12 protein-coding genes are annotated in these 13,388 nt (G+C 70.9%); 10 read left to right on the top strand and 2 right to left on the bottom strand.

The window, feature by feature from the left end; translation table 11 throughout:
- Positions 1 to 100: 100 nt before the first annotated feature.
- Positions 101 to 1,462, bottom strand: a complete 1,362-nt coding sequence (locus OG214_RS16215; protein WP_405985125.1) for a sensor histidine kinase — start codon at positions 1,460 to 1,462, stop codon at positions 101 to 103.
- A 235-nt stretch (positions 1,463 to 1,697) separates the two neighbouring features.
- Positions 1,698 to 2,936 carry a sensor histidine kinase gene (locus OG214_RS16210; protein ID WP_405985124.1) on the bottom strand — a complete coding sequence of 413 codons (1,239 nt, stop codon included), beginning with the start codon at positions 2,934 to 2,936 and terminating at the stop codon, positions 1,698 to 1,700.
- 176 nt (positions 2,937 to 3,112) lie between these two features.
- On the opposite strand from OG214_RS16210, the gene OG214_RS16205 reads away from it, so the two are divergent.
- Genes OG214_RS16205 through OG214_RS16160 form a run of 10 tightly spaced genes read left to right on the top strand, consistent with a single transcriptional unit; the run spans position 3,113 to position 13,226 of the window.
- Complete coding sequence (locus tag OG214_RS16205) at positions 3,113 to 3,505, top strand: NADH-quinone oxidoreductase subunit A (RefSeq protein WP_363082044.1); 393 nt, start codon at positions 3,113 to 3,115, stop codon at positions 3,503 to 3,505.
- Positions 3,496 to 4,224: an NADH-quinone oxidoreductase subunit B gene (locus tag OG214_RS16200; RefSeq protein WP_405985123.1), complete on the top strand. Its 729-nt coding sequence runs from the start codon at positions 3,496 to 3,498 to the stop codon at positions 4,222 to 4,224. The genes OG214_RS16205 and OG214_RS16200 overlap by 10 nt, the downstream gene beginning before the upstream one ends.
- A complete protein-coding gene (locus OG214_RS16195) occupies positions 4,221 to 5,462 on the top strand; it encodes an NADH-quinone oxidoreductase subunit C (protein ID WP_405985122.1) in 1,242 nt (413 codons plus the stop codon). The genes OG214_RS16200 and OG214_RS16195 overlap by 4 nt, the downstream gene beginning before the upstream one ends.
- Positions 5,459 to 6,427: a complex I subunit 1 family protein gene (locus OG214_RS16190; RefSeq protein WP_363082047.1), complete on the top strand. Its 969-nt coding sequence runs from the start codon at positions 5,459 to 5,461 to the stop codon at positions 6,425 to 6,427. The genes OG214_RS16195 and OG214_RS16190 overlap by 4 nt, the downstream gene beginning before the upstream one ends.
- Complete coding sequence (locus OG214_RS16185; RefSeq protein ID WP_363082048.1) at positions 6,427 to 6,999, top strand: NADH-quinone oxidoreductase subunit I; 573 nt, start codon at positions 6,427 to 6,429, stop codon at positions 6,997 to 6,999. Before OG214_RS16190 ends, OG214_RS16185 begins: the two co-directional genes overlap by 1 nt.
- Complete coding sequence (locus tag OG214_RS16180) at positions 6,996 to 7,658, top strand: NADH-quinone oxidoreductase subunit J (protein WP_363082049.1); 663 nt, start codon at positions 6,996 to 6,998, stop codon at positions 7,656 to 7,658. Before OG214_RS16185 ends, OG214_RS16180 begins: the two co-directional genes overlap by 4 nt.
- The gene (gene nuoK / locus OG214_RS16175; protein WP_363082050.1) at positions 7,658 to 8,008 is read left to right on the top strand and encodes an NADH-quinone oxidoreductase subunit NuoK; all 351 of its coding nucleotides are present in this window, start codon (positions 7,658 to 7,660) and stop codon (positions 8,006 to 8,008) included. Before OG214_RS16180 ends, nuoK begins: the two co-directional genes overlap by 1 nt.
- Complete coding sequence (locus OG214_RS16170; RefSeq protein ID WP_405985121.1) at positions 8,005 to 10,011, top strand: NADH-quinone oxidoreductase subunit L; 2,007 nt, start codon at positions 8,005 to 8,007, stop codon at positions 10,009 to 10,011. The genes nuoK and OG214_RS16170 overlap by 4 nt, the downstream gene beginning before the upstream one ends.
- A 27-nt stretch (positions 10,012 to 10,038) precedes the next feature.
- Positions 10,039 to 11,604, top strand: coding sequence for a NuoM family protein (locus tag OG214_RS16165; protein WP_405987521.1), 1,566 nt, complete (start codon positions 10,039 to 10,041; stop codon positions 11,602 to 11,604).
- Positions 11,601 to 13,226: an NADH-quinone oxidoreductase subunit N gene (locus OG214_RS16160; RefSeq protein ID WP_405985120.1), complete on the top strand. Its 1,626-nt coding sequence runs from the start codon at positions 11,601 to 11,603 to the stop codon at positions 13,224 to 13,226. Before OG214_RS16165 ends, OG214_RS16160 begins: the two co-directional genes overlap by 4 nt.
- Positions 13,227 to 13,388: the final 162 nt, after the last annotated feature.

The following is a 13,388-nucleotide window of genomic DNA, read 5'->3' as shown; positions in this document are numbered from 1 at the left end:
GCCCCATGCGAATGCCTCCCAGGGAGGTCATCCCGGGAGGCATCGCTCTGTATGTCCTCGTACTCCCACAGCGCGGGCGCAGGCGCTCCCGCCGGCCCCGTCAACCGCGCCAGGGCAGCTCCGCCGTCACCATGGTCGGGCCGCCCGCCGGGGAGTCGACGACCAGGATCCCGTCCACCGCGTCCAGCCGCTCCGCCAGCCCGGCCAGCCCGCTCCCCGCGGAGGTGTCCGCGCCGCCCCGGCCGTCGTCCGTGACCTGGAGCATCAGCCGGTCGTGCGTCTGCCACACATCGACCGTGGCCCGCCGGGCCCGCGCGTGCTTGCTGACGTTCTGGAGCAGCTCGGAGACCGTGAAATACGCGATGCCCTCGATCGCTGCGGCCGGCCTGGAGGGCAGATCGACGCTCATGTTCACCGGGACCGTGCAGCGGGAGGCGATCGCGGACAGGGCGGCGTCGAGGCCGCGGTCGGTGAGGACGGCGGGGTGGATGCCGCGTGCCAGATCGCGCAGCTCCTGAAGCGCCGTCTTCACTTCCCCGTGCGCCTCGTCCACCATGCGCGCGGCGGCCTCCGGGTCCTCGGCCAGCTTCTCCTTCGCCAGCCCCAGATCCATGGCGAGGGCGACCAGGCGGGCCTGGGCGCCGTCGTGGAGATCGCGTTCGATCCGGCGCAGATCGGCGGCGGCCGTGTCCACGACCACACCCCGGTCCGACTCCAGCTCGGAGACCCGGGTGGCCAGCCGGGACGGCCCGAGCAGTCCGGAGACCATCAGCCGGTCCACGGTCACCAGGCCGCGTATCAGCCAGGAAGTGACGAGGACGAGCACCAGCCCGAGCGCACTGGTGACACCGACCTCGAACGGGGTGTCGAGGAAGAAGTCATTGCCCCGGCTGTCGCTGTAGAGGGAGATGCCCGACTGGTCGAGATGCCTGGGGAACACCCACTGCCAGAGCGGATAGGTGAACAGCGCCCAGCTGGTGACCCAGAACGTCACGGAGACGATGAACGCGAAGATCGCCCAGGGGAAGTGCAGCACGCCGTAGACGAGATGCCGCCAGGACACCCCGCTCTTCAGCACCGCGCCGACCCAGGACATCATCCCGCTCTTCTTCCCCCGTACCGGCGCGGGGTCGGCCACGTCCAGTGCCAGCAGCTTCCTGGCCCGCGCCCGCTCCAGCATGCCGAAGCCGCGGCAGCCGGCTAGCCCCGCCGCCAGCACCGGAATGCCGAGGAAGGTGACGAGCAGCCCTCCGCCGAGCGAGAGCGTCGTGATCGCGTAGGTGAAGAACACGATGCTGATCGGCATGCTGAGCAGCAGATATCCGAACTCGCGCCAGGTGCGTGCCTCGACCGGCGTGCGCAGGGCGGGCGGGAGGAGATGAGTCCGCCGCCGTGAACCGTGGTCGTGGCCGCGGTCCGGTTCGTACCCGTGTCCGTGTCCGTATCCGTGATCCATGGCCATCGGTGGTGTCCGTTCTGCGAGCGGGCTGTGGTCGTGGCCGCGGCTCCGGCTGAGTGGGCTGGGGGCTTCCATGTACGTCATGCTGCTGGGGCGAGGGGGGTCGGCACCATGAGGCCGGTCTCCGTCTTCACCCTGGGGTTTTCCCCACCCCGGAGGGTGCGGCTCCCGGGGGATCCGGCTCCGGCGCCGGCCTTCTCAGCCTTTTCCGCTCAGCCCTTCCGCTCAGCCCTTCCGCTCAGCCTTTTCCGCGCTGCCACCAGGGCAGTTCGGCCGTGACGACCGTCGGACCGCCGGCCGGTGAATCGAGGACGAAGAGCCCGTCGACCGCGCCGAGCCGCTCGGCCAGCCCGGACATGCCCGTACCGCCGTCCAGCCGCGCGCCACCGCGCCCGTCGTCCGTGACCTGGAGCAGCAGCCGGTCCTCCGTGCGCCGGACGTCGACGGCCGCGGTGCGCGCCCCGCTGTGCTTGCTGACGTTCTGGAGCAGCTCGGAGACCGTGAAATACGCGATGCCCTCGATCGCCTCCGCGGGCCGCTCGGCCAGATCGACGGTCACCTTCACCGGGACCGTGCAGCGGGAGGCGATCGCGGACAGGGCGGCGTCGAGGCCCCGGTCGGTGAGGACCGCCGGGTGGATGCCGCGTGCCAGATCGCGCAGCTCCTGGAGGGCGAGCTTCACCTCGCCGTGCGCCTCGTCGACCATGCTCGCAGCGGCTTCTGGGTCCTCCGTCAGCTTCTCCTTGGCGAGACCGAGCCCCATGGCGAGGGCGACCAGACGGGCCTGGGCGCCGTCGTGGAGATCGCGTTCGATCCGGCGCAGATCGGCGGCGGCCGTGTCCACGACCACACCCCGGTCCGATTCCAGTTCGGCGATCCGCCGCTCCAACTCGTCGGAGGGCGACAGCAGCCCCCGCACCATCGCCCGGTCCGCGTTGGTGAGCCCCCGCGCCACATGGGGAAGGACCGGCCACAGGACGAACAGACCCACCAGCGTGACGGTGAACGTCACCACGCCCCAGGGCAGCCGGATGAACTCGTACAGCACGGTCCGCCAGGCCACCGGGTCCTTCAGACCGGCCCACACCCAGCTCAGCAGACCTTCGGAACGGCCTGCGCGCTCGGACCCCCGTCCGCGCCCCCGCCGGTACAGAGAGCTCGGCTCGTCGATCCGTATGCCCAGCAGCGCCCGTGCCCGCGCGCGCTCCGCCCGGCCGAGCAACCGCGCACCCGTGAGACCGCCGACGAACCAGGGCAGACCGATCACCGTCACCGACAGCGCCGCGCCCGTGGAGACGGTGACCACCACATAGATGAATCCGGCCAGCGCGAACGGGAGGTTCGTGAGGAGATACGCGATCTCCTTCCAGGTGTGCCGCTCGTACGCGAAGCGCACGGGCGGTGGCCGGTCATCGGGCCGGTGGCCCGGCCGGCCGGCGGTCGGGTCGTCGTCGGGGAGGCTGTCGCTCACGGTCATGAGGCCAAGCCTGCACGGACGCGATGGCCCACGCCATGGGGTAGCTGGGTGAGGTGAAGTAGGGATAACCCCACTGTCGAGACGCGGCTGCTTACCAACTCTTTAACAGGGCCTAGACTCCCGTCCGTACAGATCGTCGAAGAAATTACTACGAGGTCAGGGAGCGAGGGACGGACGTGTCGCGATCGACCGTTCTCGCGTCGGACTACTTCCAGAGCTATTCGGTGGTCGGACTGCTCGCGGTCGTCGGTGTGCTGTTCGTCGCCGTGGCCTTCGGAGCGGGCCGGCTGCTGCGGCCGGTGGTGCCGACGCCGGAGAAACTGCTCACCTACGAATGCGGTGTCGATCCCGTGGGCGAGGGCTGGGCACACACGCAGGTCCGCTACTACGTCTACGCGTTCCTCTATGTGATCTTCGCGGTCGACTCGATCTTCCTGTTTCCCTGGGCGACGATCTTCGCCGCTCCCGGATACGGCGTCACGACACTGGTCGAGATGTTCATCTTCCTCGGTTTCCTCGCCGTGGGACTGCTCTACGCATGGAAGAAGGGCGTCCTGGAATGGACGTGACCCCCGCCGCCTCCGGCCCGCTCGCCGTTCCCGCCTCGGCCGCCGTCTCGGACGCCGTTCCCGCCTCGGCCGCCGTCTCGGACGCCGTTCCCGCCTCGGCCGCCTCGGCCGCCGCGTCCGTCGCCCGTTCGCGGCCGGAGCCGCTGCCGCTGCCGGAGCCGAGCCGTCTCGGTGTGCTCTCCCGGCTGGCCCCCCAGCCCATGAAGGTGGTCCTCAACTGGGGCCGCCGCTACAGCCTCTGGGTCTTCAACTTCGGGCTCGCCTGCTGCGCGATCGAGTTCATCGCCGCTTCCATGTCCCGGCACGACTTCATCCGGCTCGGGGTGATCCCGTTCGCACCGGGGCCGCGCCAGGCGGATCTGATGATCGTCTCGGGCACGGTCACGGACAAGATGGCGCCCGCCGTGAAGCGGCTGTACGAGCAGATGCCCGAGCCCAAGTACGTGATCTCCTTCGGCGCCTGCTCCAACTGCGGTGGCCCGTACTGGGACTCGTACTCCGTCACCAAGGGCGTCGACCAGGTCATCCCCGTCGATGTCTACGTACCGGGCTGCCCGCCCCGTCCCGAGGCGCTGCTCCAGGGCATCCTGAAGCTCCAGGAGAAGATCGCCCGCGAGTCGCTCGGCGAGCGCTACGCGTCGGGCGGCCGGCCCTCGGTGGCCGCGCTGCGCAGCGGTCTGGTCGCCGCGCCGCCGACACCGGGGGAGGGCGCCTCATGAACGAGCGGGACATGAACGCGACCGACCGGAACGGCGACGGGGACGGCCAGGGCCGGAACGGCGGCGGTGGGGACAGGAACGGCCGGAACGGCGACGGCGCGCTCGCTTACGACCGGCTCCCGGACGCGGTCGCGGAGATCTTCGGCGAGGAGGCCACGGCGGAGCGCGCGTACGGCCTTCTGACGGTCGACGTCCCCGCCCCTTCCTGGATCGCCGCGCTCGAAACCGCCCGCGACCGGCTGGGCTGCACCTACTTCGACTGGCTGAGCGCCGTCGACGAACCGGGTACGGGCTTCCGCGTCTGCGCCCATGTGGTCGCCCTGGGCGACGGTACGGTCCGCCGGCTGCTGATCCGTACGACCGTGCCGCACGAGGCGGCCGTCCTGCCCACGGCCATCGGCGTCTACGCGGGCGCGGGCTGGCACGAGCGGGAGACACACGAGATGTTCGGCGTCGCCTTCACCGATCATCCGAACCTTGTCCCCCTTCTCCTCCCCGAGACCTTCGAAGGCCACCCGCTGCGCAAGGACTTCGTCCTCGCGGCCCGGGTCGCCAAGGCGTGGCCGGGCGCGAAGGAGCCGGGGGAGTCCGACCACGGCGGCCCCAAGCGCCGCCAGATGCTTCCGCCCGGCGTGCCCGACCCGAACGAGTGGGGGCCGCTCAAGGGGCAGCTCCCGCCCGCCCCGGCCCGTCCCGCGCGCGGGGCCCGCGCCGCCACCGGCGACCGTCCGGTCCGCCGTACACGGAGCGCCTCGGAGGGATCGGCGAGCCGCCCGGCGCGCCCCGAGGGTGCTGGAAACGAGCCGGCGGGCGGTACAAACGAGACGGCGGGCGGTACGGAGACGCCCCCGCCCCAGCCCGGGACGACTCCGTCCCAGCCCGAGGCCACCCCACCGCGGCCTGGGGCCACTCCGCCCCGGACCTCGCCCCCGTCCGCGCCGGACGCGCCCTGGCACAAGCCCCGCCCGGCCTTCGACGACGGCGACGAAACGGCCCCCGAGAACGGGAACCCGGCCGGGAGCCCCGAGCGTGAGGAGCGCCCGGAGCACGACGGCTCCCAGGACAACGGCAGCCGGAGCAGCGGCCCGGAAAGCGACGGCCCGGCGAGTGACCGCCCCGCGAGCGACGGCCCGGCGAGTGACCGCCCCGCGAGCGACGGCCCGGCGAGCGACCGCCCCGCGAGTGACCGCCCGGCGAGCGACGGCCCGACGAGCGACCGCCCCGAAGGAGACGCGTGAACGACGTACTCGACGTCGCCCTCCGGCTGATCGTCGTCTTCGCCGGGTTCCTGGTCCTCCCCCTTGTCGTCGGGCAGGCCGAACACAAGGTGATGGCCCATATGCAGGGCCGGCTCGGCCCCATGCACGCGGGCGGCTTCCACGGCTGGGCCCAACTCGTCGCCGACGGAGTCAAGTTCGCACAGAAGGAGGATGTGGTCCCGGCCGACGCCGACCGCCGTATCTTCCAGCTCGCCCCCGCCGTCGCCCTTCTCCCGTATCTCCTGGTCCTGGTGGCGATCCCGGTCGGCCCCGGCAAGGGCGCGGTCGGCCAGGCCGTCGACGCGGGCATCTTCTTCGTGCTCGCCGTGCTGGGCGTCGGAGTGCTCGGCTCACTCATGGCGGGCTGGGCCTCCGCCAACAAGTTCTCCCTGCTCGGCGGGGTGCGGACCGCCGCCCAACTCCTCGCGTACGAACTGCCGATGCTGCTCGCCGCCGCCTCGGTCGCGATGGCGGCGGGCACCGTCTCGATCCCCGGCATCCTCCATGCCTTCGAGTGGTGGTGGCTGCCCTGGCAGATCGTCGGCGCCCTGGTCTTCTTCGTCGCGGGCCTCGCCGAACTCCAGCGCCCTCCCTTCGACATGCCGGTCGCCGACTCCGAGATCATCTTCGGCGCCTACACCGAGTACACGGGTCTGCGCTTCGCGCTGTTCCTCCTCGCCGAGTACGTGGGCATCGTCGTCCTCTGCGCCCTGACCACCGTCCTCTTCCTCGGCGGCTGGCACGGTCCGTTCGGCGCCGACGGCCTTGGCTGGGTCTGGACGCTTCTCAAGGTGGCCGTGCTCGCCTTTGTCGTCATATGGCTGCGGGTGAGTTATCCGCGGCTGCGTGAGGACCAGCTCCAGAAGCTGGCCTGGACCGTACTCATCCCGCTCGCTCTCGCGCAGATCGCGCTCACCGGCATCGTGAAGGTGGCGATCAACTGATGCCCCCGATTCCCGGCTCCGGCCTGGCCAAGGGCCTGGCCGTCACTCTGCGGACCATGACGAGGAAGTCCGTCACCGCGCAGTATCCGGAGGCCCAGCCCGAACTCCCGCCCCGCAGCCGGGGAGTGATCGCGCTGTTCGACGAGAACTGCACGGTCTGCATGCTCTGCGCCCGTGAGTGCCCCGACTGGTGCATCTATATCGACTCCCACAAGGAGACCGTCCCGGCCACGGCCCCCGGAGGCCGCGAGCGCAGCCGGAACGTCCTCGACCGGTTCGCCATCGACTTCGCGCTCTGTATGTACTGCGGTATCTGCATCGAGGTCTGTCCTTTCGACGCGCTGTTCTGGTCGCCGGAGTTCGAGTACGCGGAGACGGACATCCGTGAACTGACCCATGAGCGGGACAGGCTCCGCGAATGGATGTGGACGGTGCCTGCGCCGCCCGCGCTCGATCCCGGCGCGGAGGAGCCGAAGGAACTCTCCACGGCCCGCAAGACGGCCGAGAAGCTCGCGGCCGCACAGCGCGACCAGGAACCGGGCCCGGCACCGGGACAGGAGGCCGGCGAGTGAGCCTCGCAGCAACGGCGGCGACCAGCACGGTGGCGGCCGGCACCGCGGCGGCCGGACACGGTTTCCTCTCGCCGACCGGCGTCGAGATCACCTTCCTTCTGGTCGGTCTGGTCACCTTCGGCGCGGCCCTTGTCACCGTCACGACCAGACAACTGGTGCACGCGGCCCTCTGGCTGGTCGTGACACTCGGCGGCCTGGCCGTCGAATATCTGCTCCTGACGGCGGAGTTCATCGCCTGGGTGCAGGTCCTCATCTATGTCGGTTCCGTCGTGGTCCTCCTGCTCTTCGGACTGATGCTCACCAAGGCGCCCATCGGCCGCTCCCCGGAGGCCGATTCGGGCAACCGCCCGGTCGCGCTGGCCGTGGCGGTCGCCGCCGCCGCTGCCCTGGTCTGGGTGGTCGTCGACGCCTTCCGTACCACCTGGGTCGATCTGGAGGGACCGGCCCAGGGCTCCACCGAGGTGTCCGGACGGTTCCTGTTCCGGAACTGGGTGCTGCCCTTCGAAGCCCTCTCCGTGCTTCTGCTGGCCGCCCTCGTCGGCGCCATCGTCCTGTCCCGCAAGCACGGCACGGAGACGAACGGCACCGCGCCGAACAGCTCAGCGACGAACGGCACAGCGCCCCTGGGCGGTACCGGCAGCGGCAAGGAGCAGCGCTGATGCATCTCGTCTATCCCGCCGTGCTCGCGGCCCTCCTCTTCTGCACCGGGCTGTACGGGGTACTCGCGCGCCGCAACGCGATCCTCGTCCTGATGTCCGTCGAGCTGATGCTGAACGCCGTCAACCTCAATCTCGTCGCCTTCGACGTCTGGCTCCGCGACACGCTCCACACCGGCCAGGCGCTCACCCTCTTCGTCATCGCCATCGCCGCCGCGGAGATCGGCATCGGTCTGGCGATCGTCCTGATGGTCTACCGCAACCGCGGCACCTCGGACATCGACAAGCTCCGTGACACCGCCGAGCGGCAAGAACCCGACGCACCGGCGCAGAAGGCCGAGGCCACCGCGTGACCACCACGACCCTCGCCGTTCTCGTCCCCCTTCTGCCCTTCCTCGGTGCCGTCGCGGGACTGCTCCTCGGCCGTACCTCGCCCGGGTTCGTACGCCCGCTGGCCGTTCTGCCGACCCTGACGGCCGCCGCTCTCGCCGTCGTCGTGGCCGTACGCCAGGGCGGTGGCTCCGGCGGCGGTACGGCACCGCTGGAAGCCGCGACCCGGCTCACCCCCACCGGCTCGGTCCCCATCGACCTCGCCCTCTCCATCGACGGCTTCGCGGCCCTGGTCGCCGTCCTCGTCGGCCTTGTCGCGTCCTGCGTGCAGATCTACTCGACCGGGTATCTGCGCGGCGACGCGCGCTACCCCTCGTACGCGGCTCTGGTCTCGCTCTTCACCTCCGCGATGCTGCTCGTCGTCTACTCCGGCGATCTGATGGTGCTGCTGGTCGGCTGGGAGATCATGGGCATCTGCTCGTACTTCCTCGTCGGCCACTACTGGGAGACCCCCGAGGCGCGTGCCGCCTCCCTCAAGGCGTTCCTGGTCACCAAACTCGGTGATGTCCCCTTCCTCTTCGGGCTGTTCGCGCTCGCCACCGACGCCGGTACGTTCCGGATCAGCGGCATCCTGGAGACCGTCGCGAGCGGTGGCCTGGACCACCCCACCCTGGTCGCGCTGCTGCTGCTCGCGGGGGTGGCGGGCAAGTCCGCCCAGTTCCCGCTGCACACCTGGCTGCCCGACGCGATGGCGGGTCCCACGCCCGTCTCCGCGCTGATCCACGCCGCGACGATGGTCGCCGCCGGTATCTACTTCGTGGCCCGGCTCCTCCCCGTCTTCGCCGCCTCGACGGCAGCCCTGGTGGTGCTGGCCGCGATGGCCGCGATCACCATGGTCGGTTCGGCGCTCGCCGCCCTCGCCCAGGACGACATCAAGCGGGTCCTCGCCTACTCGACCATCGGCCAACTCGGCTATATGACCGGCGCCCTGGCCGTGGGCGACCGCGGCGCGGCCGTCTTCCACCTTCTCGCGCACGGTGTCTTCAAGGCCCTCCTCTTCCTCGGCGCGGGCGTGATCATCCACGCCGCCGGCACCAACTCACTGGCCGCCATGTCCCGTATGAGCGGCCTGCCCAAGCGCATCCCCGACGCCTACTGGACGACGGCGGTCGCGCTGCTCGCCCTCGCCGCGATCCCTCCCTTCGCGGGCTTCTTCTCCAAGGAGTCCGTCCTCGTGGCCGCCGAGCACGCCGCCTTCGGCGAGGCCGCCGACACCTCCGGGGCCGCGGGCTGGACGGTGCTGATCGCCGGGCTCCTCACCGCCCTCCTCACCGCCGCCTATGCCACCCGGCTCTGGCTGCTGGCCTTCCGCGGCCGCGGCGCCGAAGCCCCCGACCACGGGAAGCAGCCGGTCGCCATGAACGCCGTCCTCTGGGTGCTGGCCATCCCCTCCATCGGACTCGGCCTGGCCGTCGGCTATCTCCCCGACTGGTTCGACGGACACACCCTCGCGCCGAACCTCACCACCTCCGTCCTCGGCACGGGAGTCGTGCTCGTCGGCGGTCTGGTCACCTACGCGTGCTGGCGGCACACCACGGCGCTGGCCGCCCGCACCCCGATCGGTGCCGTCCTCGCCCACCCCGACGCCGAGCCCGCCATCGCGGAGGTGGAGGCCATGGAGATCCACACCCGTGTCTACGGCTCCATCGCCTCGGCCCCCGACCCGGCGGACCCCGGCCGACTGCTGCTGGGACCGCTGCACCGTCACGCGGCGGTCGGCTTCCATCTCGACGCCCTGTACCACCGGCTGTTCGTACGCCCCGTGCTGGCCGCCGCCCAGTTGGTCCGCTTCCTCGACCGCGAGGTCGTGGACACCTACGTACGCGGAGCGGGCACCGGCACCCGCTGGCTCGGCGCCGCGGTGCGCCGCGCGCAGACCGGCAATGTGCAGACCTATATGAGCGCTCTGCTGGCCGGCTCCGTCGTCCTGGCGATCGCCGCCGTACTCGTCGCCGCCGGAGCGTGAGCCGTGATCGATATCAGTGAGTCCGTGATGCAGTTCCTTCTCGCGTTGATCGTCGTCGGGCCGCTCATCGGCGCCGTGGCGGCGCTCCTGCCCGCCCCGCCCGGACTGCGCGGCAAGAGCCCCGACCAGGCCGTGCTGCGCCACGGTGTGACCGTGACCGGCGCGATCCTCGTCGCCGCGATCGTCCTCGCACTCGGCTTCGACCACGACCATCCGTCGAGGATCCAGGCCACGACGGATGTGAGCTGGATCGCGGCCCTGGACATCCGGATCCATCTCGGCATCGACGGCATCTCACTCCCCCTTCTGGTCCTGACGGCGCTGCTGACCTTCCTCTGCGCGCTCTACAGCTACTTCAAGCAGCCGAAGGGCGCCTCGCCCAAGGCGTTCGTCGCCCTCCTGCTCCTCCTTGAGTCCGGCACCCTCGCCACCTTCGCCGTCCTCGATCTGATCCTCTTCTTCCTGGCCTTCGAGATGGTGCTGATCCCGATGTACTTCCTGATCGCCCGCTGGGGCGGATCGGAAGGAGTCACCGGCGGCAGGCAGGCCGCCGCCTGGAAGTTCATCCTCTACACGCTGCTCGGTTCCGTGGTCATGCTGCTCGGCCTGCTGCTCATCGGGCTCCGCGCAGGCACATTCGACATGGTGGCACTCGCCACTGACAACGGCCGTGGACTCAGTACATCCGTGCAGGTCATCGCCGTTCTCACGATCGGTCTCGGCCTGGCCGTGAAGACCCCGATGTGGCCGCTGCACAGTTGGCTCCCGGACGCCCACACCGCCGCCCCGACCGTCGGTTCCGTCCTTCTCGCCGGTGTGCTGCTCAAGATGGGTACGTACGGTTTCGTCCGTATCGTCCTGCCCATCGCGCCGGACGGGATGCGCACCTTCGCGCCCTATCTCGCGGCGTTCGCCGTCGTCGGCATCATCTACGGATCTCTGGCCTGTCTCGCCCTCGCCAAGCAGGGCGCGGGCGGCGACCTGAAACGGCTGATCGCCTACTCCTCCGTCGGCCACATGGGCTTCGTCCTGCTCGGTATCGCGACCATGACACCCACCGGCGTCAACGGCGCGCTCTTCGCCAACATCGCCCACGGCCTGATCACCGGCCTGCTGTTCTTCCTGGTCGGAGCGGTCAAGGACCGGTACGGCACCGCTGACCTCGACACCCTCGCCGGGGCGACCGGCGCCGCGCTCTACGGCCGCGCACCCCGCCTCGGCGGACTGCTCGCCTTCGCGGTCGTCGCCTCCCTCGGTCTGCCGGGACTGGCCGGATTCTGGGGCGAGATGCTCGCGATGTTCGGAGCCTTCGACCCCGCGGACGGACTGAGCCGCCCGGCCTTCCTCACCTTCATGGTGATCGCCGGCCTCGGCACGCTCCTCACCGCCGCGTATCTGCTGATCGTCGTACGACGGGTCTGCATGGGCGTGAAGCCGCAGGAGGCGTCGCACCTCGCCGATGTCCAGACATACGAATTCGCCGCCTGGACCCCGCTCGTCGCCCTGACCGTGCTCGCCGGACTCTGGCCCGCGGTCCTCCTCGGTCTGACCGACCCCGCCGTGCAGCAGCTCCTCGCAGGAGGCAAGTCGTGACCGTGGCCGCCGAGAGCGCCGCCGGCGCCGTGAGCCTCGTCCAGTCCGTCGACTGGCTCGCGATCGCGCCCCCGACCGTGACGGCCGTGGCCGCCCTGATCGTCCTGGTCGCCGACCTCTTCGTACCGGAGCACCGCAAGCCGCTCCTCGGCGCGCTCACGGTCGCCGGTCTCGCCGCCGCGCTGGTCACGCTCCTGCCGTTGCGCGACGGTGACCGCTCGACGTTCTGTCTGCCCACCGACGCGGCGGTGTGCAGCTACACCGCCGACCACTTCGCGCTCGTCATCCAGCTTCTGGTGCTCGGCGGGGCGCTGCTCACCGCGCTGCTGACGATGGGCGGTGAGACACGGAAACTCCCCGTAGGGGAGTACTGGTTCCTGCTGCTCGCCTCCGCGGCCGGCGCGGCCCTGCTGCCCGCCTCGCGCGATCTCGCCACCCTGGTCGTCGCACTGGAGATGGCCTCCCTTCCCGCCTTCGCGCTGGTCGGGCTGAGGCGGGGCGACCGTCTCTCCTCCGAGGCCGCGCTGAAGTTCTTCCTCTCCTCCGTCACCGCGACGGCCGTGATGCTGCTGGGCGTCAGCTTCGTGTACGCCACGACCGGCACGCTCCACCTCACCCAGATCGCCGCGCGGCTGGAGGCGGGCGTCCCCAGCCGGCTCGACACCCTGGCGCAGGCAGGCGTCGCCCTGACCCTCGTGGGGTTCGCGTTCAAGACGGCCGCGGCCCCCTTCCACTTCTGGGTCCCGGACACCTATGTGGGCGCGCCCCTGCCCATCGCCGCGTATCTCTCCGTCGTCAGCAAGGCGGTCGGCTTCTCGGGGCTCATCCTGGTCGCCGTCATCGGCTTCCCCTCGTACGCGGACGTCTGGGCTCCCGTCCTCGCCGTACTGGCCGCTCTCACCATGACCGTCGGCAATGTCGCGGCGCTGCGGCAGTCCGCCACGCGCGCGTGGAGCGCGGTACGGCTGCTCGCCTGGTCCTCCGTCGGCCAGGCCGGCTATCTGCTGGTGCCGATCGCGGCCGCGGGCTACGCGGACGGCCGGCCGAACGGCTCTCTTGTGCCGATCGGCTCCACCGTCGCGTACGCCCTGATGTACGCCGTCGTGAATCTGGGCGCCTTCGCCGTGGTGGCCCTGGTGGCCCGTACGAAGCCCCTGAACCGCGTCTCCGACTACCAGGGGCTCGCCGCCCGGCGGCCGGTCGTCGCCCTCGCGATGGGCTTCTTCCTGCTCTGCCTGGCCGGACTGCCGCCGGGTGTCATCGGCCTGTTCGCCAAGGTCACCGTCTTCTCGGCGGCCGTCGACGCGGGGCTCGGCTGGCTGGCCGTGGTCATGGCCGTCAATGTGGTCATCGCGCTGTACTACTACCTCCAGTGGACGACGGTCCTCTTCCGCGCCCCGGAGGGAGCCGGTGAGACCGCCGTGGACCCGGGCGAGGACGCAGCGGGCGGCGGGCCCATGGGACCTGGCGTGGTCGGCGAGCCCTCGGGCCTGGGGGCACCGGTCATACGCAGGGCCCCCGCGGCCCTCACCGCGGCCATCGCCCTGACCGCAGTGGCCGGGCTCGCCCTCTCCGGAGCGCCGCAACTCGTGCTGCGCTTCGCCGGCACCAGCCTCTTCTGAGCCCGCTCCGAGCCCCGCTCCGACCCCTGCTCCGAGCCCGCTCAAGAACCCACCCCGGGCCCACCGGGACCACGAACTCCGTCCCGCACCACCGCGCTCCCCTTCGAGCGCTCCCGTGGACGCCCCCACCCGTACGGCGTACGCCCGTGGCCGGGCGCGCCA

Origin of the sequence: Streptomyces sp. NBC_00872 (assembly GCF_045161915.1) — a bacterium.
GTDB lineage: Bacteria > Actinomycetota > Actinomycetes > Streptomycetales > Streptomycetaceae > Streptomyces.
Note: the sequence above shows the minus strand (reverse complement) of the source record. Positions and strands in the feature narration are given on the sequence as shown.

Bases quoted from the DNA above. Each gene is read 5' to 3' on its own strand.
- OG214_RS16215 (WP_405985125.1), bottom strand. From the start codon at position 1,462: ATGGCCATGGATCACGGATACGGACACGGACACGGGTACGAACCGGAC.
- OG214_RS16210 (WP_405985124.1), bottom strand. From the start codon at position 2,936: ATGACCGTGAGCGACAGCCTCCCCGACGACGACCCGACCGCCGGCCGG.
- OG214_RS16200 (WP_405985123.1), top strand. From the start codon at position 3,496: ATGGACGTGACCCCCGCCGCCTCCGGCCCGCTCGCCGTTCCCGCCTCG.
- OG214_RS16195 (WP_405985122.1), top strand. From the start codon at position 4,221: ATGAACGAGCGGGACATGAACGCGACCGACCGGAACGGCGACGGGGAC.
- OG214_RS16185 (WP_363082048.1), top strand. From the start codon at position 6,427: ATGCCCCCGATTCCCGGCTCCGGCCTGGCCAAGGGCCTGGCCGTCACT.
- nuoK (WP_363082050.1), top strand. From the start codon at position 7,658: ATGCATCTCGTCTATCCCGCCGTGCTCGCGGCCCTCCTCTTCTGCACC.
- OG214_RS16165 (WP_405987521.1), top strand. From the start codon at position 10,039: ATGCAGTTCCTTCTCGCGTTGATCGTCGTCGGGCCGCTCATCGGCGCC.